This is a genomic window from Anaerolineales bacterium, from assembly GCA_015075725.1.
In the GTDB taxonomy this organism is placed as follows: domain Bacteria; phylum Chloroflexota; class Anaerolineae; order Anaerolineales; family Villigracilaceae; genus Villigracilis.
Genome location: JABTTV010000001.1, coordinates 3,473,783 through 3,494,176 on the forward strand (window position 1 = coordinate 3,473,783; position 20,394 = coordinate 3,494,176).

A 20,394-nucleotide genomic window follows, 5' to 3' on the forward strand; every position below is an offset into this window, starting at 1 on the left:
CGTGCCTAAACAGGGTTTCTTGATTGTCTGTTATTGTAGGCTAGGGAGGCTGATTTGTCTAATGAATATTTCCGCTAATGATTAGGATTGATTCGCGATATGCGTTCGCCCGTTGTTGTCCAGGAAACAAAGCGATAACTTCACATCCTGCCCAAATAGTTGCTTGATGGCACTGGCATATCGTTCCAGTTGCCTGGAATACGTCGCTACCAATTCCTTATACTGTTCTTCTGAGTGGATCGCATCGGTCTTGAAGTCCAACACGAACCACTCGTCTCCCTTGCGGTAGAGCAGATCGATATATCCCGTCTCGGTATGGTCTCCATTCATGCGGGTATACGGCACCTCATGGTGACGTTCATCAGCCTGTTCGATCTCTTCACGCAACGGGTGGGCACAGAAGCGCTCGATCAACTCACGCACACGCCGCACCGCCTCGACGCGCTGCTCTTCGGTCGCAAGCCCGGCGTCCAGAGCCAGAGATTCCATCAGGGGAATTAGGAGAGAGTCGTCCACATGCAGCCAGAGTTCCAGGGCTTTATGTGTCATCTGTCCGATCACACTGGGTGGTACATGTAATGTCGGCTCGGTCACACGCCAGACGCGTCGAACGGTTTCCTCATCCGCTTCAATGGAAATTTGTACAGGATCGATTATGGGCTTATACAGCGGCGGTGCCTGTGGTTCTGCTGGTAATGCAGATGGAGTAAGCGCCTCCGTTTGGGACTGCGCACCCTGCCCATGTGAACACCATACCAGGACGGGATGTTTTTGGGCAGTCTTGGGTTGAGAGTAGAGTCCTGTTTCGTCAAGAAGTTCATCAGGAGAGATTTCCAAAATCCCACATAGCTCCTTCATCCAGCCGGCAATCTTGCTTCTGCCCTGGCTGACATGCCCACTGACGATCAACTTATCCCTGGCACGAGTCATGGCGACATACAAAAGGCGTCCAGACTCAGCTTCGTTTTGCAGGTCATCCAATTGTTTGGAGAGACGATACAGCATCGGCTCCGGTTTTATCTGGATGGACAAGCCCATCTCCGGCAGAAGATAAACTGGGTCACTTCTATTCATGGTGGTGCGGGTGGCATCCGCCAGAATTACAACGGGGAACTCCAGCCCTTTGGATTTGTGGATGGTCATCAGACGCACGGCGCCTTGCGCATCAGCAGGGGCTTCTCCCTCGCGGGCGCCGGCATCGTTGAGGGTGATGAGATATTCCAGAAAATCACGCACACTGACCAAGCTGCTACTCTGAGCATCAGCGAGCAGTTTGTCGAGATTGCGCCACAGTCGTCCACTTGAACCGCTTTCACCCTCAATGGCAAGAACGGCGCGGTAATCAACTGCATTAACCAGTTCCTTGAGCAGGTCTGCCACAGATTCGCGATCCACACGCGGGAGGAGATCATTCAAGATGGATACCGCTCGTCTGGTGCAGGCTTGATCTGATTCGTTTAGGTACGAATTATCTTCACGCAGGGCGTTCCAAAAAGATGACTTCTTCTCTCCGTGATGACGCAAGAGATACAGCGCGGAATCGCTCAAACCGAACGCGGGGGATCGCAGCAAACCTGCCATTGCGAGGTCATCGGCAGGGTCCGCCAGGGCGCGCAGGATGTTCAGGATATCGCGGATCTCAGGACGTTCGTAAAATCCCCGTCCTGCCACCGTAACGAAAGGAATGCCGGCATCTTCGAAGGCATCTTCATACCAGGTATATCCGGTCGAGGCGCGAAAGAGCAGGGCAACATCATCCCAACTTTGGATCTGTCCCTCTTCACGGAGTTTGAGTAGGCGCTGGGCAAGGGCTTGCGCCGCTATGGGACGGGCATCTTCGGCATCCTCCCCGGCGCCCAGGATGAACTCGATATGCGGATCGGAGATATGATCTGGTTTTGCCTTGCGATGCGCGTTCAACGGACGGAATGGAACATAAAAGGGTTGCCCTGGACGATCTTCTGTTCCCATCACACCTGCGAGCAGGTTGCCGGTGGCATCCAACAGGGACTCATGGGCGCGGTAGGTGATATCCAGATCAAGGACCAGATCACCCTGGGCGCGAGCCCGCGACTGCACTTCACGAAAGACAGTGACATCGGCACGACGGAACCGATAGATACTTTGACGGTCATCGCCCACCACAAAAAGCCGACCACCTGTGCCTGCCAGTGCATCCACAATGTTTCGCTGGCGCGGGTTGGTATCCTGAAATTCATCCACCAACAGGGCCTGCACTTCATTCTGCCAGACAGCACGAATCGCATCTTGTTGGAGCAGGGACATTGCACCATATTCAAGGTCATCGAAGTCGAGCGCGTGGCGCAGTTGTAATTCGGATCGGTAAGCCTGATGCAAGGCTTCAAAACTTTTTTCGACCAGGGGCAGGATTGTCTTGAAGGTCGCTTCGGATTCAGCGCTAGGCGGTTCATCCTTGGAGTTGGCGCCGCCGATCAAGGGGTCAAGAAATTCATCATACAACGTCTGCAGGTCGGCATGGATTTCCTTTACCCTGCCTTTTTTGCCCGCGCCTTTTTTCAGATAGTCACGGCGGGCTTTATATAGGTGTTGGGTGCAGGCAATGATGTCTCCTTTTGCAAAGGCTTCTTCTGCACTTTCCCATTCCTTCAATAGATTGATGATCTGTGGGGCGAGTTTATCGCCCGCGTCATCGAATACCTGTCGTTCTGTGAAACCACGTAATTTCTTGATGCAATCCATGACCGCTGGAGCATGAAACCGGTCTTCAAGATGAGATCGCACGATGGTGTCGCCATCCAGGGCAGATGCGAATATCTCACTTGCTTCCAGTCGCTTGTCCAGCAGGGTGGCAAGCAGGTCTTGTACTCCCTGAGTTCCCAACGCTTGAAACAAGTATCTGTATTCTGTCTGGGAAACCATACCGATCACAGCCGTTTCCACCAATTGCTTCTTGAGGGTCTTTGCCAATCCCTCGTCGATCACATCAAAACGTGGATCGACCCCGGCTTCGGCGGGATGGGCGCGCAGGATCTCGGCGCACAGACTGTGGATGGTGCCGATCCGGGCGGAATCCATTTGGTTGTTCAGGGATGTCCAATTGGCACGTTCATCCAAGGTATCCGCCTTGGATACCAGGTCCAGCAATGCCCCGCGCAAACGCGATCGCATTTCCCGGGCAGCCTTTTCCGTGAACGTGATTGCCACCACCAGACGTGGGGAAAGCCCATCTGCCAACAAGGACGCGTACCTTGCGACTAGGGTGCGGGTCTTACCACTGCCAGCTCCGGCGGTTACGATAATATTTTTTCCGCGCTCTAATGCGGATGTACGCTGATCCTTCGTCAAACCAAAGGTGTTGACTACCCGTTGTGCTAGAGTCTCAGCCATTACCAGCCTCCCTTTTGATAACGCCAACACCATTGCGCGGCGGGGCAATACTCGGGACAGCCGCCTTTGGGTGGGACGGGAGGAAAGTCGCCGGCGCGGATGCCTTTCAGGATGCGGGTGAGGTGCTCTTTTGAGGTTTGAATCGCAGTTTCAACGCCTTCGCCCGTTTCAGACTTGAAGGTGGAAAGCTTCAAAGAACCGGATTCTGCAGCTCGAATTTTCCAATACATTCCCTCAATAGGTTCACCCAACTTCAAAGCTTCTTTTGCAGCGAGGGCATACAACGGCAGTTGCAAACGCCTGCCGTGCATCAGATCTTCTTTGGATAAGTGAGAACTGCCAGTCTTGTAATCAACAACGCGCAGATTCCCGCCTGCATCCTGGTCAATGCGGTCGATCAAGCCTCGCAATAGCACCTTTTCTCCATCCAACTCGATCTCCAAGGGAGGAGTGTCCTGGATCCCAAAGGCTTGTTCGTATGCCATTGGTGTCCAGCCGTCCGAGGCTTTAGCAAGTGCAACAATTGTGGTTTCCAACATCGCAATGAATTGGTCCTGTTCGAGTTCCCACAACTCGGAGGGACGAAAGCCAAAATCCTGTGGCGCTGTGGCAAAGACCGATTTGGCGACTTCGGGGAGACGCTTCAGCACTGAATCGACTTCCTCTGGATTATTGGCAGTTCGGTATACCTCTTCCAGGACCTTGTGCAGGATCGAACCCACCTGGGCAATGTCCAATCCCAGGGATGGGAGTGCAGTTACCTCTAGGTCAAGTACGGTTTTAACGTAGAACATCTGCGGGCAAGTGCCATAGGTTTCCAGTCGCGAAGCGGACCAAACCTTCTCGGACGCAAACCGTTTGGTAAGTTCCGTTTGCAAATCATGAGTTGCGCCTTCGTAGGTTCCATCGGCAAGTTTGGCACGGCGGGATTGGATCACATCGCGTGCGTGTTGCAGTTGATGCCAGCGTGTTTCAAGGTCGGCATAATGTTGAGGCAAGCCTTTGCGCCGGACCGCCCAGAACAACAATTCCTGAGATGAGGCAGCATCCGTAAGAGGGCGCGAATCGTCCGGACGGATTTTTTGTACGGTGGTGTTTTTTTCAAACAATGATTCCACCGCGTTCCAATACGGTGAGGCTTCCCACAGTTCACCATCTTCTGAAAGATAGGGGCGTGTCAGCAGGAGATGGGCATCGGCGCGGGTGACTGATTGATAGAACAAACTACCCTGTTCACGTTCCAAACGCGAGTCCAGTCCCAATTCCTCCCGCAATGATTCAGGCAGGAAAGGATCAGGGCGTTCTACAGATGGAAAGAGCCCCTCTGATAGACCAAGGATCGCTACTGCCTTGAAGCGCAAGCCGCGTGCTTCACGAATATTTCCGATCAGGATGGAAGTGCCCGGAGCAGATGGTTCGGAGAGTGCACTGCCCGCCAGCGTGTTTTGCAGGTCGGAGAGATATTGTTGATAGTCCACCACACGAGCACCCACAATGGATTCGCTCATTACCAGGGCACGAAGCGCTTCTCGGAATCCTTCCAAAGCAATTTCATCTTGTTCACCGTTGCTATTTTCATGAAAATGAAGATTGGTCAGCAGGTCTTCCAGCCAACGTGTCCATTCCGTCTGCGAACGAACGTCTTCCGGTGGTGCGATCATTTGGAAGAAATCATCGAGATGGGTTTGGAGCGCTTGGATAGCTATCCCATGCGGAAGCTTTTTTAGTGTGCGTTCATCGTCGAGATCAAAAGGGCTGCTTGTGCCGGATGGGGAGAGTCTCTCCCATATTTCATTCCATTGTTCCCGCCCTTCAACAACCATCCCGATGTGACTGATTTGTTCCAGCGAGTCGATTGTTTCCAAGGGCAGACCAAAGGAAAAGTAGGGGGATCGCAGCACTTTGAATAATGCATTAGTTCGGAAGTTTTGTGTTGGCAGGCTCAATAGATGGAGAAGTGCTGTGATGGCCGGAGACGTAGTGAGAGAGTCGCTTTGAGTGAAATGAACTGGCATTCCGAACTCAAGTGCCGCGCTGTGCAGATAGGATCGATATTGATCAAGGTTTGGCGCAAAGATCGCACACTCCTGTAAAGGAATGGCAGTTCGTATGACAAGGGACTTGATCCAACGCAGAGCTTCCCTGGACTCTTCAGCAGGCGAGCGTAGTTCCCGCAGGAAGGGTTGAATGGGTTTTATGATGGAAGTGGGGATGGACGTAAAAAGATGGCTTTCCACATGGGCAATATCGGCGGGAAGAAAGTTTGTTGAACTATCTATTAAGAGTTCCAGTGAAAATTCTTTTTGCAAAGAGGAAAAGGTGCGAGCAAATCGTCTATGTGCAGTTCGGGAAAATGTGACATCACCAGGTAGGGTGATCAGCAGGTTGGTGAATTTCTCCAGAAGCTGTAATATCCTTCTTTGTGTTCCGATGAAGGAGTCAAAGCCGTCCACTACCAGGAGTTGCATTGAATTTTCCATCAGGTTTGGGGACTCTTCCAGGGCGGCGACAGCCAGCCAGCTCAGCCCTTCAAAATCCGCCCATCCCATATTTCGCAACTTTGTCTGATAGGCGACATACAGCTGTGCCAATTCCTGTTGGGCGAGTGATGTACCTTTTGAAGAATTGATGAAAGTTTCTGGGTAGATCAGGGCGCGTTTGAGTTCAGCAAAGACATCTTGCAAGGCAAGAATGAACCCCGGCTGGGTCCGCAGGGTTGCATAATGAACCAATGGGGTTGTATCCACAACATCCTGAACAATGCGGTGCAGGAGCGCATTCGAGGCAACAGGAACATATCCGCCAGATTTTTCCAGGATATTCTTATACAGGTCGTTGAATGTTCCAACGTATACACCGATTGATCCGCCGCTGGCCGACAAGCGACGGCGGAAATAGGCAGCCTGCAAACGATCCGGGACGATCACACGGATTTTGGCAAGCGGGTATTTTTCAAGTACGACGCGAATATCGTCGATACAGGCATTTGTTTTGCCTGTGGCAGGGGCTGAAACAATCAAACGTGTCGGCATGGTATCTCCCTTATCTTTCCGGTCCGAGATTGTAAAGTATAGCAGATGAAATTCTGTTTATGGTTTTAAATTTGTTTGCAATCAAAACAACATCTTCACCACTTGATAATCTGCTATATGGTCAATACTATATTTTAGATAATCGTCACTTTTCCCCACTCAACATTTGGAAGTTTTCCATACTTTCGCCTATTCCCCATCAACACTGCAATGTCTTCAGGTAAATTTTTAAATGCCCAGAGAGCAGCCTTCTTGACCCAATCCGGGCTTACCTGTGCATAAACAAGCCGGACACCAGTTTCCCGACAGAATGCCAAGGCTTCTGTCCATCTCCTTCGTGTAATATCTTCTATTTCTTCCTTCTTTTTGTGCTCATCCCCAATTTCTAACCAGAACAAGGTCTCGAAACCCTGAATCCGACCCCAGGCAAGCCCGTCAGGGCGCACTGATGTTACAGGAAGTTGTACTTCGCTCCATCCCGTCCATATTTCAACTTGTGGATAGGCGGATCGTAACCATGCCGGCCACCTTCGGGAATTCGTCCTATGTGATGTTCCAATTAAGTGCGGGTTCAATTCCTTCACGCCGCTAAAATCCACTCCATTTGATGCCCCCCAACTGCGTAAGGCAACGGATACTCCTTTGCGGGTTGGATGCCACATCCAGTACGGATCCATTTTCTTTGACTTCGACTTATCTTTTTGGAACTGCTCGCCAAGTTTGAATACCACCATTTTTTTCTTTTGAAGCCTTTGCAAAACATCATAGGTCGTTGTTTCAGGAAGGCCTGTCAAAGAAGCGATCTCCTCCTCAATTCCTTTCCGGTTTCTTGCCAAAACCTGGAGACATTTCAACTCTTCACGAGAGAAACGCGAGAACTCATCGTCCACCTTGGGAGGACGAAGAAGTGAAGAAGAAAATAATCTTGGACCAAAAGAGAAACTGCGATAATCCGGTGTCTTGTCTTTTGAAGTGACAACATATGGAATGGAAAACCCGGCTGTCATGGATCGTTTGACCTCCATCAGATACCATTCCCCAGGAGATGTCACACGGATCCAAAGAGACGCACCGGGTCTTTTTTTATCCAACTCGGCAACCAGGCGCTGCAAGAGGGGATGAAAGTCAAATGGTGGCAATCCATTCAAGGCGTCAATATCGAATATGAAGGTATCGGTATAGCCGCCTTCAAATTTTAGGCTGATCCAATCGGAGAAGGTTACATCACCCAGTCGTACGGTCATGGGTTAATCCGAACATCCAATGTTGATGTACTCATCAACCGTAAAATAGTTTTGAGGGTTCAGCCAGACAGCGCTTTGTTCCCCTGTCTTCTGGCGAATGCCGTAATGTAAATGCGCACCGGTGCTGTTACCGGTGTTGCCGCTCAATCCAACGATATCGCCGTAGTTTACGATTTGCCCCTCCACTACCTGGATGCTGCTCAGATGAGCCAACCAGACCTGATAACTATTGTTCTCAATCACCACCAGATTACCCCACGGACCGTTCGAGCCAGCCCACACGACTTTGCCTGCGATGGTTGTATGAATAGGCGTGCCTTCATTCACGGGAAAGTCACTACCAGTATGCGTCTGGTAATGTGGGTCTTGGAACTTACATCCTAATAATGGCTTGTCATAGATATCACCCCAATGTGGAATGGGGCCGATCAAGGGCAAACCATAGATATCAGAACCGGGTCCAACATAGCCATCGAAGGGAACAGCGCTCATTCCAGATGGAAGCGAATTGCCATACGAACCGTTGTCGCTGGTCTCTGCATATTGGGGGATATCGAACAACCATTGCTCCACACCGGGCTGCGCCCATGCCGGGAGTTGCGGAATGGTCAGAACCACCAGCATGACATAACCCACCACCAAAGCCGCCCCGCATAACAACGGGGCGGTCATCAAGACAATGGAAAATCGGAAGAAACCTTTCATTACAGGACTCGTCCCAGCCGATCCAGGCGAATTTCGCCTTGTTGTCCAGCTTGTAAGCCCATCGAGGCTTCAATGGATAAGCCATTACGGATCATGCGCATCGAGAGCCAGTAGGAAACTCCTGAGCCGAGAATAACGGGAGAAAGAAATAATGGATTACCAGAATACAACTTCCCGACTTCGGGAGTGGTGATGGCAATCAATACCAAAACGGCAGGAGGGAAAAGAGCAAGAAAACGCGCCTGCCATTCCACGCCTTTGGCGGCAGCACGCGCGCGGGATAAGACTTCAACCACTGTTCCAAGAGTCTTTCGCAAGGATGCAACCAACGGTCCGATCTCGATACGTCCTTCGATGGATGCTAATAATGAAGTGGCTACAATGTCCACGGCGGGGTTGTCCCAGGCGGTGGTCCATTCGCGTACAGCTAATGCCGCTTCATCGGCGGGTGCAGTCCGTAAACGCACAACTAAATCACCCAGCACCATCCTGCCATCCGGTCCCACGGCCTGTGCCGCATCATCCAGGGCATCGCCCAAAGGCTTACCTTGTGATAACAACGTCTCCACCACACCCAAGCCACGCAAAATGTCCTTGGCTTGCTTCAAGCGGAATTCCTGACGTTTGTCGGAGAGCGTGCCTGCATATAACAGACCACCCGCAATCGCAAACAGGATCGCAGGAAAGACTCCGAAGAATATCCCTCCTGCCAGTCCACCACCGACCCACGCCAGAAACCCATACGCAATCTGGTTGAATGCCAGTCCCGTTCCGGTCTGTCGAGCGAACTTTTCAGGATCGAATTTTTTCTTTGGTTGGGCGATGCCCATCGCGCGTGCCATGCCCGCTTCATCCACGGTACGGCGCCAGCCAAAGGCGATGGGGATGGTTGCCAGCGCCAGGGCGCCAAGTATTGAAATCAACGTAATCATCTTATCTCCACGTAAACCAGAATGCGAGTTCCTGCGCTCCACCATTTGCAAGCCAGACGGCAAAGTAAATTCCCACGACTCCCAGCAGGACAGTCAACAGCGGATAGACTCCGACTTCGTTCCATGCGAGGTCAATGGGGCGCATGTTTGCTTGCGGCATCTGTGGTTGGTATGAAGGAGCAGGACGTTCACGCTCCACTGTCGGACGCTGTGCCTTTTGTTTGGATGGAGGTGGATCGCCTTCGGTTCTGCGGGTGGCTGCTTGTTGGTTGACATACTGCCGGGTCTGCATCGAATAGCGAAAACGACGCATCAACCAGACTTCGGGCGGGACGCGGTCGGGTCCAAGTCGCAGGAGAGCCAGCGCCATGAACCCGACCAATACCAGAAAACCGATCACCACCTTTCCGGTGAAAGATAGCGGAAGGAATAAACATAAGACAGCCAGCAATGCGCCAGCGCCTAGGATGCCAAGATCACGGTCGTTGAACATGACACTCCTAGAATGGGGGCTTGGGTTGGAAGTTCTTCAACATCTCACCCAGTTGGGGAAGGAAGAGGAAGGCAAACAACACGATAATGACCAGACCGACCACACCGATGATCGCCATCGAGGTCATGCGGCTGCCGCCGAAGGCCATGCCTGCTGTGCCCTGCAGAATGAAATAGAGACCGCCGAGTAAAGCCACGACAATTAAGAGTCCTGCCATGAATGCCCAGGCGTCGCGGGCAATCGCCAGAATTTGTTCCATGATGGGATCGAACATAAATATCTTCTCCTTTGAATTTTCAACAAGTACCGAGAAACCAGGCAGCTAGAGGAATGGCGGCGCTGGCAAGGATCATGCCAAAGAGCGCTTCACCAGATTCAATGAGTGCATTGGCAAATGAGGATGCACCGCCAATCGAAGCGGACAACATCGTCGTAAATGCCGCTTTCAACATACGCAAGGCTGCCAGTCCACCGATCAATCCAGAGGCAAGTGTGCCCAATTCACTGATCGGTCCACAACTGCCTCCACCTGGCAGGGTGGACTGCAAAGCGCTTACGATCTGCGGAATTCCAAGGAAGGCAAACAAGCCCAACACCAGAATGGAAATCAGCGCAGATATGGATTCCCACACCCAAAGATTCGCGCCTAATACAGAGGCGGAACTCACGCGCAACATCTGGGCAATACCCGCCAGCAACGCGAAGGCGACAAATGCGCCTGCCAGGGCAACCCAGGCTTCGCGCAGGAAGGTCAATAAAAGGGATGTGACTTCACTCATGACAATGCCATCGGATTATGTTTATGGAATTCCGCTTCGAGCGCGGGATAGAAACGTTCACCCCAGAACTGCATCGGGAAGCGGCGCGCAGGACCAGTGCGATCTTTGAGGGTCAGGACTTCCAGTGGAGCGCAGCCGCAATCGCGGACATCCCCGGTGCGGTTGACCACCAACACACGATCTGCTTCATAAGGGACACGTTCATCGCCCAGGAGAGCAGATAGATCATCACCGTCATTGAAGCGTTCGGATTTCAAGGCGGCTGCCGCGATGATCGCCCAACCATGATGCCGCGCCATCTCACGCAACGTGGCGGCGGCTTCGCCACTGCGACCTTCTTCGTTCATCATGCCGGTCAAGCCAATGACAGGCACGCGGTTGAGGTAATCCACGGCGATCAGCGCTGGTCCTTTGACAGGGAAGGCGTAATCATGGATTAGCATGTCTTCCAACGCGCGCACTGTATCCTCACGTGAGTTGAGCGACAGCAATACCGCTTCACTGGCGCGTGCCAGGGCTGCTTCCACAACGGGTTGTGATGGTTGCGTATGAGGTCCACCAGTCATTGCCTCTGTTTGCAGAAACAGGCGAAAACGCAATTCTTCCGGGGTGTGTTCATAACAGCCAATGGCAGATGGAATATGCAGACAGGCAGACTCGAAGATCATCCGCAGCAGCCAGGAAGTCTTTCCGATTCCTGGCGCTGCGACGAGTAGAGTCAAGCCGCCGCCCCAGAAAGGCAGGCCAGCGAAGACACCAAAGGGAGTGTATGGTTGGGGATTGCCCAAAGTTCCAGAGCGTGGCATGGGGTCATCTTATTCAATTGTGGAAGGGGGATGTGTGCCCGTGTCGCTATGGAGTCGGTAGGAATAAACGCAATAAGAGATAGACGATCAATCCAAGCAACAGACCTGGCAGGGCTGGGATGTTCCCTTGTTGTCTACGTATCCAAAGCCTGCGCCAGAGTTCCAATCCCAGAAGAGACAGCAATACGGCAGGTAAAGGAAAAAGACAGGCAAGCCCGCTAATCGCAAGCAAATCTGCCCTGCCAATAATGCTCTTGCGATACCCATATCCGGTGAACAACACCGGCCAGACAGGTGGGTAAAACAACATGGGTATGGCGAACCAACCGGATAGATTACGGAAGATGCTCCACAAACATGCCAGCAATACGATCCCGGTCTGAATGGGTGTGGCGGGAAATGTCAAAAGGATCGTTCCTAACAGAAAGACTTCGATTCCTGGAACCAGGCGATAACGCAGGTCGGCATAGCTGAATATGGAAAAGGAGACCAGTGCAAAGGTTTCTGCGAGGGTCATGAGCGATCCTCTTCATCCCTGGAGTTTGGCATGAATGTAAGTATCTCCTTCACCCGTGTTGCGTTGCCGATTTCAGAAGCGCGCATCAATGGATCGCGCGCTGTCATGATCTCTTCCGAATGATCCAGATAAGCACGTGTCATCTGCGCCGTTTCCTGCGGGTATTGAGCGGCGAAAACATTCGGGTCCATCCCATGTTGAGAGATGTCTGCGGACATGGCTTGAAAGCCCTGCTGGAATTCTTGAGGGGAGCCGTTGAAGTTGGATTGAATGGAGGCATTCACCGATGTCGAGAAACCAAAGTCATCCGAAGGTGATGTGGGTGGCGCGCCATTGAAGCGTTGCATCCGTTCTCCCAATTCCGCCTGTCGCGCCGCCAGTTCGTGCCCATGTGCCAGAGAACGATTATAGGCAGCCGGGGCACGCAATCCCATTGCTTCCAAATTTCCGGCTTGTTGTGTCAATTGTTGTGCTGCATTCAAATGACTCATTGCGGCTTCCGCGCCGGTAAGTCCACTCGTGGCAGTAGATGTTGCAGATGCGCCAGCACCTGTCGTGGCTCCTGCCGCGCCAACCGCACCAGCTCCCGCCGCTCCCACGCCGCTGGCAGCCAGCATCCCGATGGAAACGATCTGTTGCGCTGCCTTGATCATCCCGCCAAAGGCATCTGCTGTGGTGGAGATGGTCATTTTGCCCAGGATGCCTGCCAGTGACAGCAACAATCCGGTCGCCCCCCATAACCAGACCACACGTAGAATGGCAGACAATAATCCCTGCTGACCCATCCAGGTGCTGGCTGCCATGCCTGCTTTGAAGACTCCACCCGCAACAATGGGAAGAAGCGCGATCAGGATCACTGCCTTCATCCATAACGAACGCAACCAGGTTGCTTGAGGCAGAACACTTGCAATAGCCAGTGGTGGAGCAAGAACAGCGAGGATGAAAAGAACGGCATTGGCGGACGCAAACGCAAACAACATCCCGCCGATGGCGAGTAACGAACCGATGGATAGACCAATATTGAGCAAACTGCCAAGGAAGGTCTGGTTGGCAAGACCCAATAGAATGGAAGTTGCTGTCGTGTTCTCGACGAAGCTGATCGCCAGTCCTCCCGTTTCACCAATTACTTTCCCAACCATCCACCATCCAAGACGAACGATCAGATCCAAAAATGGACCGGATGCAACCGCCAATACACCAGCAGTCACCCAATCCCCAACCACACGCAAGCCACTGTCATCATCACCGAGTAGCCTTCCCCAGTGATACAGCGCCAGTCGTAATAGGAACAAAGCGGGCGCTAACGCGGCGGCAACCGGCAAACTGGATTGTGCCACTGTGCTGTAGTCGCCCTGACTGGGAGCCTGTACGATCTCGCCGATCACGCTTGTCCAGCGTGCCACTTCCTCGCTCATGGCGCGCACTTCCTTGTCGGCGGCTTTATCGAAGATGCCCGCCAGGGCTTCGGAGATGGTTTCGGCAGGGAAGATCAGGTGATTGAAGATCTGCGAGATAGTGGTTGTGGTATTTCCTCCACCTCCCGTGGGTGGAGTCGGCGTGACTGTGACCGTCACAGTGGGTGTGGGAGTCAGGAGCAGGTTTGCGTTGGAGGCATACACTGGCGTGGCAGACATTGTCAATCCACTCAGGAACAGGACGGCAAGGAAGATTGTCAGGATGATAAGGATGCGAAGTTTTTTCATAAGTCCTTCAAGGCGTGTTGGGAGATATAGTTCCTTGTAAAACACAATTGCTGGTATCCGCATTGTTTGCAGATCGATGGCTGCCGCAGGGCATTCATGGGTGGGTGCGGACCCTTCTTCGCAAGGTTGGACAGGGACTCCACCGTTTTTTCCAGATCCCTATTGGCAAGGAGTTGATCGAAATGCTTCGCTTCGCCGGTCTCCCGATCCAGGGCAACGATGGCAGGCGTGTTGGACCAGGGTTGTTTTCCCAACGTGGTGCAGCGGCTTAGCAAGGAAAAGCGCAGTTGATCCTGTTCGCCATTGGAGACGAGTGAACCAATCTTGGTTTCCGTGACATGTCCCACAGGGATCTGCCAGACCCAGGTATCGAATTGGACAGGCAGACGTACCCCAGGCAGGGTCAGGCAGACTTTCTCCGCATTCAGGCTGTAGCCAGCGTCACGTCCGATCAGCATCGCGGCGCGCCAATCCTGGGAGAGGAACGCCCATGTGCGAACGTAAATAAACAGGTTGCGCCAATCGCCGCCGAGATGATTGATCGCATTCTGGGAACCATACCGGCGACTCATGGAGATATTCCCGCCGCGAAAGAGGGGCATAAGTTCCGGGGCGCGAAGATTATTATGTTGCCTTCTATATTCCTCCACTTCGCGGATGTAGGTTCGAATTTCCTCAATCAAAGAGTCAAAGTCATACTTAATCAAGAATTCGAGCAGAGTCCCACCGGATGATAGATCTTCGAGGGATTTCCAGACGGGATCGAAGGGCGGGGTAGGGTCGGCGCCCACCAGCCACCAACGTGCGGCAGCGGGGCAGAAGGTATAAACCAGCGCGGAGAGAATGGGATTCCCGCGCGCGTTTTTGGGGTTGAGCATGGCAAGGAAGAGATCAGTGTACATGCCAGACCATCAGAAGAAAGAGAATCGTTCGCCAGGCGGCGGGGGATTTCATGCCAGTGAGGGATTGCTTCTGAAAGAATCTCCAGAAGAACTGAATGATGCTGGTGATCAGGAAGGAGAGGAATACAAGCAGGATCAGGGATGGGATATTGGAATTGGGTAAAGCCCAAAGAACTGCCATCCAGAGTTTGACATCCCCGGCACCCATCCATCCACTTGCCCAGACGGAAAGCAGCAGAAAACATGCCAGCCACAAATCAATATGTCCGGGGAAATGCGCGATCATGCCCGCAAGAATCAATGGATACGTACACCAGTTCGGAATGCGATGGGTACGCAGGTCATACAGACTCACAGCCAGAAGATAAAAAAGCAACCAGGTCATTGGTTGCTCATGATATTGAAGAATTTGAAAGGGTATGGTGGATGTGTCGCTTTTGCCCATGATCGGAATTGGCGACAGAAGTTTTATACTTGATGAAATATTTGGTAAAATATCTTTGCAACGTCTAGGGTGCCCCCCTCACCCTGGGCGTTGCATTTTTAATGCGTGATGCTTGACATGTAACTTAACCCATAGTTTCGCCGTTTTGGCAAAACTATGCTTCCAGAATCCTAGTTTTGCAAATGGCACATAGGTGAAAAAGCTATCTCCTCAGCGCGAATATTGAAAAAGCTCTTCATCGACGATCTGTCCATTAGGCAGATTCAAAGATTTGACTACATTTGCGGTAATTGACTGCAATTTGTGGCGAAAACACTAAATAAATTCTGGCAAAACTATGGGTTACGCCACAGCTGTATTAGCAACTTATAAGCTTGGCATTTTGACAAACTTATATTTTCAAACAATTATTGTCGGGAAAATTGACAACAACCGTATGGTGCAATCCTGGATCAGATTTTATTTGACATTCTCTTGGAGGTAGTGTTCCAATTTTGATTGAAAATAGGTCAGGACTGTTGTCATAATGAGATAGAACATTGCCGCCATGATAAAAAGCTCCAGAGACTTATATGTGGAACTAATTAACAATGTTGTACGATGTAGAAGTTCCGAGAGGCTGATTGCTGATACTAGTGATGAGTTTTTCAGCATAGCAATAAATTCATTTCCCAAAGGCGGAACCGCAATGCGCAAAGATTGAGGCAATATGATATGTTGCATAGCTTTAAGGTCGTTTGCCCCATCAATCCTTGCAGCTTCAATTTGACTTATGTCAATAGCATCGATACTAGCGCGAAATATTTCCGAAATGTAGGCCGCACTGTTTAATCCCAATCCAATTATTGCTGATTGTATTTCAGTAAACCTAATTCCTAATTGCGGGAGTCCACTATAGATTATGATAAGTTGGACAAGAAGTGGCGTACCGCGAAAAATCCAAATATAGGCTTTGGCAAAATTTTTCAGGATGGAAATTCGAGACGATTGTAACAGTGCAAGAATAAGACCCAAAAAAACACCAATAAATTGGGAAATGGTTGAAATAAAAAAGGTAATTAGCGCTCCCTGTCCAAGGAAGACATAGAAATCCCATCGCAGAAAAACACTAAAATCAAACGGCATAATAATAATTTGCAAGCTGCTTGAATATAACTATTGTTCTACTTTTACAATCCAGTGTGAAAGTATCAGGTCGTAAGTCCCATCACTGCGCATTTCTGAAAGCGTTTTGTTTATTGCCTCCCGGAGTTTAATGCTGGCTGTATCTTTCCTGAAAGCAAATGCACTTTGGGTTTCTGTCCACGGCCCAGATACAACTTTTAAGGCACCACCGCTTTTTTTTATATATTCAGATGCGACAGATAATTCAACGATAATCGCATCTCCGCGCCCTAACTGTAATTCGCGAAAACATTCCGAGAGGAGCGAGTATGTTTTTACGTTCTCGGTATATTTCTTGGCCTCTTGCTCTTCAGTCGTTCCAATTGGAACAAGTACTATCCTCCCAGTCAGATCCTCAGGTTTATGTATATCTGTGTTGTCTGAACGAACTACCAACACATGACCGCTGGTAAAGACAACGTCCGAAAAATCAACGGTGCTTTTCCTTTCTTCCGTGATGTTCATTTCTGCTGTGATAATGTCGAACCTTTTTGCTTGTAAAGCTGGGATTATGCCTTTCCATTCAATTGTGACGAATTTGACCTCCAGCCCCAATCTTTCTCCAATCTCGTTCGCCAAATCAACATCTAACCCAACTAACTGTTTGGTATCGGCATCTAAGTATGTATGAGGCGGATAGGCAGCATCAGCACCAATAGTTAATACACCTGGCTCGACCAAATCGAACTCCGAAAGGGGAGCCTGTTTGGTCTCCGCCATTGACGAACAGGCAGTGATTAAAAATACAAATACTAATAAAAAATAACCAATACAAGAGGACAGTTTTCTATTCATGAGGCACCTCCAATTTACATTGTGGCTTCAATTATCCCAGGAATTTCATCTATCTTAGTGGCAATCCTGCTTGCTGAGTAGAGAAGCATCAAATTACGCATGGTAGGGGCACGATCACGCGCATTTGTTTGAATATTTCCAGAGTAATAAAGAACCACTTCCTTGTTCAAGGCTTTTGCAGCTCCCTGGATAGCAGCAGTTCCACTGTCAGTTTCAACTGCATCTGCAGATAGTACAAGAACATCAGATGTTAGTGCCGCGTGAAGATCAATTTCGCCAAGACGATACGGATTTAGGGGAGTCCTCTCAACGCTATGTAGGTTCGATTGATGGTTAGGGTCATGTCGTTTACCAGTCTGCACAATGAACCCTTTTTTGGTTAACATTCCAGATAGTCGTTTAGTGTAATCTCTACTCCACTCGTACATCCCACCAGCGAAATCAACAAAGATTGTCCGCCCATTTTTTGGCTTTTTGGGGCTATTACTTTCAATTGACAATGGGTTTATAAAATCGTTCGGCTCTATTGCCATCCTTTTTACACGGTCTCGAACCAAACTATATAATTGCTTGTTTGCAGCATTGAGTCTTTCCTCAAAATCAATCGTTACTCTTCTCATTGCATCATAATTGTTATCTTTTGGGAAGGTCATTTTGGTTCCAGGAAGATCTTTGTAGTGTAATACCTGATTGCACATACGAACTAATATGGGATCAAGAATAAACTCGATTTCTGAATTCGAGATTGATGAATAATGAATGAAGTCTGTAACAATTGCTAAGACGGGGACTTTTTTGGCAAAAGCAAATCCAATTTCCATGCAAATTCCGTCATCTTTGCAAGGATCATTAAGATAAGACACAAGGGCAAAAAGGCGTTCTAGCCGCTTTATGTCATCCAAATAAATCTCTCTTGCTCTATCTTCCCTTTTTATCGTATTTGCTATTTTTTCGTTATTTTCGACGGTGTCGCGAAAAGGCATAAATGCCGGAAAACAGGTTAGTGGTATTTGGAGATATTCGGAGGCGTCTGAAAGTCCTGCTAGAATCGCTTCTTCCAGTTTTATGGTTGCCAGTTTTTCTGTGTAATCATATAAGCGTGTGGCTATATATAAAATCTTTCTACCTGACGCCAAATCTGTAAACGGATGTTGTTCTGTGTAATTATTCTGCATATCTCTTCACTCTCGACTGGATCCATGTTGTTCTTTTGTAAATTTCTTCGCTGGATGCATTTGTAATCCGAGAAGCTCCCCAACCCTCCACGCAGATAGATGCCAAGGCAGATCCAACTGAAAGAGCGGCAACAAGATCTTTGTTTTGACAAAGCATTCCTACGCAACCACCTGCCAGTACATCTCCTGCCCCTGTTGGGTCAACTAAGTGAGCCTTATATGCGGGAACATCAAGGATTACGTTGTTGTTTCTATAAACCTGTACCCCACTTTTGTCATTCGTAACAATAACAGTTAAATTAGGATGGTCAGAGAATTTTAGCCAATTACTGCACTGGTGATATTCTTCCAAATTCAAGAAAATGTATTTGATGTATGGCAAAAGCAGTTGAATGGATGCGCGTTTTTTCTCAAGGCTCGACAATGAGACGTCTGTAGAAAAAACAGATGAATTAAAAGTCGTTATAAAATTTTCCGGGAGTATTGGATCTTTAGAGGTTAAATGCACAACATATGTGCCTTCAGCCAAAGAGGGGGTATCTCTTGGGTCAATTATTTTGGTGTTGAAATTGCTTATTATATTTTTTAGTGCCTTTGTATCATCATATCGAAGAGTAAAACGTGTAGTGGACCCTGTTGTGGATTTTAGGTATTTAAGATTTAGTTGCTTCATCTTCGGCATCGATTCAAAAGGAAAATCAGTCCCTACAATTGCAGCAAGGAAAACTGTGCAGCCTGTAAGGCTTGCTGCATAGGCCATATAGTATCCCGTTCCGCCTATGGTTTCCACTTTTTGGCTGCCTATCTCTATGGTGTCTAAAGAGACATTTCCTATGACTAGAAGATCCATGCTACCTCATGGTGTTGTGTTTTTAGGTGGCTATTTTCTTTTGTAACAACGAAACAAGTTCTTCTATTCTCAAGGATGATGCATTTTGAGAAAGGCCACTGTTATAAGTGAAAACTGGAAGATTTTCCCTGGCGACGGCAATTATCCTTTTATAATTCCTTAATGTTTCTGGAATTAGCGAAATGGGTAAATAATTCTCTTTTTCGCTTGTAAAGCGATCAGTAATTATGCTGCGATTTGCAAAACAATAAATAAAACATCCGCCTTGAATCTGAATCATTTTGTTCAGATTGCGGAATTGCGAAATGCTCAGCCTTGAGTGCCCGCGAATTAAAGGGCCATACACTAATTCGCTTGGGTAGAAGCGATCTGCTATCGTGGGACGATTTATTGAGCGGATTATATCTACATACTTTTCGAAAAGATTAGTCTCGACAGATATAGTTGCATGATAGTAGATAAGATCGACACGTGCCGCAAGTGTTTGCGCTAGTGTAGTTTTGCCGGCTTTATCGCATCCCTCCACGATTACTATCATGTTTTTGACTGCATACAGGTGTATTTCATTCGACGAGAAAGTGATGCATCTTTAGCTAGTGGACATTTCGAAGCATCGTGCAAGTTACAATATCTTCTTTTGAAATAGATTAATGTAAGATGTACCCACCATGTGTTTATTTGACCTTCCCTCATTTCTGAGAGTATATCTTGAAAGCCAGTTGCAGAAAGCAATGTTGAAAAGTCTAGTTTTGATGCAAGAGCTTCTATGTGTTTACGCATTCGCTCGTGCCCGCGTGCATTCTGTTCCGTTTCAAACCCCAGACAAGGCCCAAGTAAATCTTTCATGCCTGAGTCCACTGGGATAATTCCACATTGGTATCCTCGAATGTATAACGTGCTTCCTTCGGCAACTTTATAACCAACGCCCCTAATATGTTTTTGAAGAAATTCTATATGCTCATCATTGGATAGATTCTGAAGTTGTGGTGGAACTTCAGAAGTGTTCGGGAACGAATTTGCAAATATCCTTAATGACTCCCAGAACTTCCAACGACTTTCCGCCAACCCGAGTGGGGTCACAATGCTCATAAACTCCTTACTACTAAGTTTCATAAGACCATCAAAACCGCGATGTGCCAGATTATCTCGAACATTCTGGAATTTAGAAATGGCATTGTAATTGACTCGTGTGCTTAAACCCGCAAAAAGTATCTTTAATCTCCAATCTGTAATCTCTGTTGGCCACCATCGATTATTCCAGTAATTGTCCCTGACATCGGTATGTACGTTGGGCATGCTACCAGCAATGGTAAGTATCCGAGAAAGCTCTGATATCTGAAGAGGTGCTATGTCACTTAGATTGGTTCTATGTGTATTTCCTGTCTTAGGCATTTTACCTCGACACTTTTTTCAAATTTCGAACATGTGATTTCTGTCTAGAAAATGGTCTTTTGGTATACACTTATTATTCTGCTTACACTAA

19 protein-coding genes are annotated in these 20,394 nt (G+C 49.1%); all 19 read right to left on the bottom strand.

The window, feature by feature from the left end; translation table 11 throughout:
- Positions 1-81: 81 nt before the first annotated feature.
- The 19 genes from HS100_16815 to HS100_16905 all read right to left on the bottom strand — a co-directional run bounded on the left by HS100_16815 (position 82) and on the right by HS100_16905 (position 20,303).
- Positions 82-3,369, bottom strand: coding sequence for a UvrD-helicase domain-containing protein (locus HS100_16815; protein ID MBE7435580.1), 3,288 nt, complete (start codon positions 3,367-3,369; stop codon positions 82-84).
- Positions 3,369-6,401: an exodeoxyribonuclease V subunit gamma gene (locus HS100_16820; protein MBE7435581.1), complete on the bottom strand. Its 3,033-nt coding sequence runs from the start codon at positions 6,399-6,401 to the stop codon at positions 3,369-3,371. Before HS100_16820 ends, HS100_16815 begins: the two co-directional genes overlap by 1 nt.
- 134 nt (positions 6,402-6,535) lie before the next feature.
- A complete protein-coding gene (locus HS100_16825; protein ID MBE7435582.1) occupies positions 6,536-7,645 on the bottom strand; it encodes a hypothetical protein in 1,110 nt (369 codons plus the stop codon).
- Between the two features lie 3 nt (positions 7,646-7,648).
- The gene (locus HS100_16830; protein MBE7435583.1) at positions 7,649-8,350 is read right to left on the bottom strand and encodes a M23 family metallopeptidase; all 702 of its coding nucleotides are present in this window, start codon (positions 8,348-8,350) and stop codon (positions 7,649-7,651) included.
- Positions 8,350-9,282, bottom strand: coding sequence for a hypothetical protein (locus HS100_16835; protein ID MBE7435584.1), 933 nt, complete (start codon positions 9,280-9,282; stop codon positions 8,350-8,352). Before HS100_16835 ends, HS100_16830 begins: the two co-directional genes overlap by 1 nt.
- A gap of 1 nt (position 9,283) precedes the next feature.
- Entirely contained in the window at positions 9,284-9,775 is a 492-nt protein-coding gene (locus HS100_16840; GenBank protein ID MBE7435585.1) for a PrgI family protein, read from the bottom strand.
- 7 nt (positions 9,776-9,782) lie between these two features.
- Positions 9,783-10,049, bottom strand: coding sequence for a hypothetical protein (locus HS100_16845; protein MBE7435586.1), 267 nt, complete (start codon positions 10,047-10,049; stop codon positions 9,783-9,785).
- A 22-nt stretch (positions 10,050-10,071) separates the two neighbouring features.
- Positions 10,072-10,554, bottom strand: a complete 483-nt coding sequence (locus HS100_16850; protein MBE7435587.1) for a hypothetical protein — start codon at positions 10,552-10,554, stop codon at positions 10,072-10,074.
- Positions 10,551-11,360 carry a hypothetical protein gene (locus HS100_16855; protein ID MBE7435588.1) on the bottom strand — a complete coding sequence of 270 codons (810 nt, stop codon included), beginning with the start codon at positions 11,358-11,360 and terminating at the stop codon, positions 10,551-10,553. Before HS100_16855 ends, HS100_16850 begins: the two co-directional genes overlap by 4 nt.
- 46 nt (positions 11,361-11,406) lie before the next feature.
- Positions 11,407-11,877, bottom strand: coding sequence for a hypothetical protein (locus tag HS100_16860; protein ID MBE7435589.1), 471 nt, complete (start codon positions 11,875-11,877; stop codon positions 11,407-11,409).
- A complete protein-coding gene (locus tag HS100_16865) occupies positions 11,874-13,580 on the bottom strand; it encodes a hypothetical protein (protein MBE7435590.1) in 1,707 nt (568 codons plus the stop codon). The genes HS100_16860 and HS100_16865 overlap by 4 nt, the downstream gene beginning before the upstream one ends.
- A complete protein-coding gene (locus tag HS100_16870) occupies positions 13,577-14,482 on the bottom strand; it encodes a hypothetical protein (protein ID MBE7435591.1) in 906 nt (301 codons plus the stop codon). Before HS100_16870 ends, HS100_16865 begins: the two co-directional genes overlap by 4 nt.
- Positions 14,472-14,867 (bottom strand): prepilin peptidase, encoded by a 396-nt coding sequence (locus HS100_16875; GenBank protein ID MBE7435592.1) that lies wholly within the window; start codon positions 14,865-14,867, stop codon positions 14,472-14,474. The genes HS100_16870 and HS100_16875 overlap by 11 nt, the downstream gene beginning before the upstream one ends.
- Positions 14,868-15,386: 519 nt before the next feature.
- Complete coding sequence (locus tag HS100_16880; protein ID MBE7435593.1) at positions 15,387-16,052, bottom strand: amino acid ABC transporter permease; 666 nt, start codon at positions 16,050-16,052, stop codon at positions 15,387-15,389.
- 30 nt (positions 16,053-16,082) lie between these two features.
- On the bottom strand, positions 16,083-16,886 hold the full coding sequence (locus HS100_16885) for a basic amino acid ABC transporter substrate-binding protein (GenBank protein ID MBE7435594.1): 804 nt from the start codon (positions 16,884-16,886) through the stop codon (positions 16,083-16,085).
- A 14-nt stretch (positions 16,887-16,900) separates the two neighbouring features.
- Positions 16,901-18,061, bottom strand: coding sequence for a nucleoside 2-deoxyribosyltransferase (locus HS100_16890; GenBank protein ID MBE7435595.1), 1,161 nt, complete (start codon positions 18,059-18,061; stop codon positions 16,901-16,903).
- On the bottom strand, positions 18,051-18,911 hold the full coding sequence (locus HS100_16895; GenBank protein MBE7435596.1) for a carbohydrate kinase family protein: 861 nt from the start codon (positions 18,909-18,911) through the stop codon (positions 18,051-18,053). Before HS100_16895 ends, HS100_16890 begins: the two co-directional genes overlap by 11 nt.
- Positions 18,912-18,933: 22 nt before the next feature.
- A complete protein-coding gene (locus HS100_16900; GenBank protein ID MBE7435597.1) occupies positions 18,934-19,449 on the bottom strand; it encodes a hypothetical protein in 516 nt (171 codons plus the stop codon).
- Complete coding sequence (locus HS100_16905; GenBank protein ID MBE7435598.1) at positions 19,446-20,303, bottom strand: hypothetical protein; 858 nt, start codon at positions 20,301-20,303, stop codon at positions 19,446-19,448. Before HS100_16905 ends, HS100_16900 begins: the two co-directional genes overlap by 4 nt.
- Positions 20,304-20,394: the final 91 nt, after the last annotated feature.

What these genes read in the sequence shown, in the direction of transcription:
- HS100_16815 (MBE7435580.1), bottom strand. Translation starts at nt 3,369, where the DNA reads ATGGCTGAGACTCTAGCACAACGGGTAGTCAACACCTTTGGTTTGACG.
- HS100_16820 (MBE7435581.1), bottom strand. Translation starts at nt 6,401, where the DNA reads ATGCCGACACGTTTGATTGTTTCAGCCCCTGCCACAGGCAAAACAAAT.
- HS100_16825 (MBE7435582.1), bottom strand. Translation starts at nt 7,645, where the DNA reads ATGACCGTACGACTGGGTGATGTAACCTTCTCCGATTGGATCAGCCTA.
- HS100_16830 (MBE7435583.1), bottom strand. Translation starts at nt 8,350, where the DNA reads ATGAAAGGTTTCTTCCGATTTTCCATTGTCTTGATGACCGCCCCGTTG.
- HS100_16835 (MBE7435584.1), bottom strand. Translation starts at nt 9,282, where the DNA reads ATGATTACGTTGATTTCAATACTTGGCGCCCTGGCGCTGGCAACCATC.
- HS100_16840 (MBE7435585.1), bottom strand. Translation starts at nt 9,775, where the DNA reads ATGTTCAACGACCGTGATCTTGGCATCCTAGGCGCTGGCGCATTGCTG.
- HS100_16845 (MBE7435586.1), bottom strand. Translation starts at nt 10,049, where the DNA reads ATGTTCGATCCCATCATGGAACAAATTCTGGCGATTGCCCGCGACGCC.
- HS100_16850 (MBE7435587.1), bottom strand. Translation starts at nt 10,554, where the DNA reads ATGAGTGAAGTCACATCCCTTTTATTGACCTTCCTGCGCGAAGCCTGG.
- HS100_16855 (MBE7435588.1), bottom strand. Translation starts at nt 11,360, where the DNA reads ATGCCACGCTCTGGAACTTTGGGCAATCCCCAACCATACACTCCCTTT.
- HS100_16860 (MBE7435589.1), bottom strand. Translation starts at nt 11,877, where the DNA reads ATGACCCTCGCAGAAACCTTTGCACTGGTCTCCTTTTCCATATTCAGC.
- HS100_16865 (MBE7435590.1), bottom strand. Translation starts at nt 13,580, where the DNA reads ATGAAAAAACTTCGCATCCTTATCATCCTGACAATCTTCCTTGCCGTC.
- HS100_16870 (MBE7435591.1), bottom strand. Translation starts at nt 14,482, where the DNA reads ATGTACACTGATCTCTTCCTTGCCATGCTCAACCCCAAAAACGCGCGC.
- HS100_16875 (MBE7435592.1), bottom strand. Translation starts at nt 14,867, where the DNA reads ATGACCTGGTTGCTTTTTTATCTTCTGGCTGTGAGTCTGTATGACCTG.
- HS100_16880 (MBE7435593.1), bottom strand. Translation starts at nt 16,052, where the DNA reads ATGCCGTTTGATTTTAGTGTTTTTCTGCGATGGGATTTCTATGTCTTC.
- HS100_16885 (MBE7435594.1), bottom strand. Translation starts at nt 16,886, where the DNA reads ATGAATAGAAAACTGTCCTCTTGTATTGGTTATTTTTTATTAGTATTT.
- HS100_16890 (MBE7435595.1), bottom strand. Translation starts at nt 18,061, where the DNA reads ATGCAGAATAATTACACAGAACAACATCCGTTTACAGATTTGGCGTCA.
- HS100_16895 (MBE7435596.1), bottom strand. Translation starts at nt 18,911, where the DNA reads ATGGATCTTCTAGTCATAGGAAATGTCTCTTTAGACACCATAGAGATA.
- HS100_16900 (MBE7435597.1), bottom strand. Translation starts at nt 19,449, where the DNA reads ATGATAGTAATCGTGGAGGGATGCGATAAAGCCGGCAAAACTACACTA.
- HS100_16905 (MBE7435598.1), bottom strand. Translation starts at nt 20,303, where the DNA reads ATGCCTAAGACAGGAAATACACATAGAACCAATCTAAGTGACATAGCA.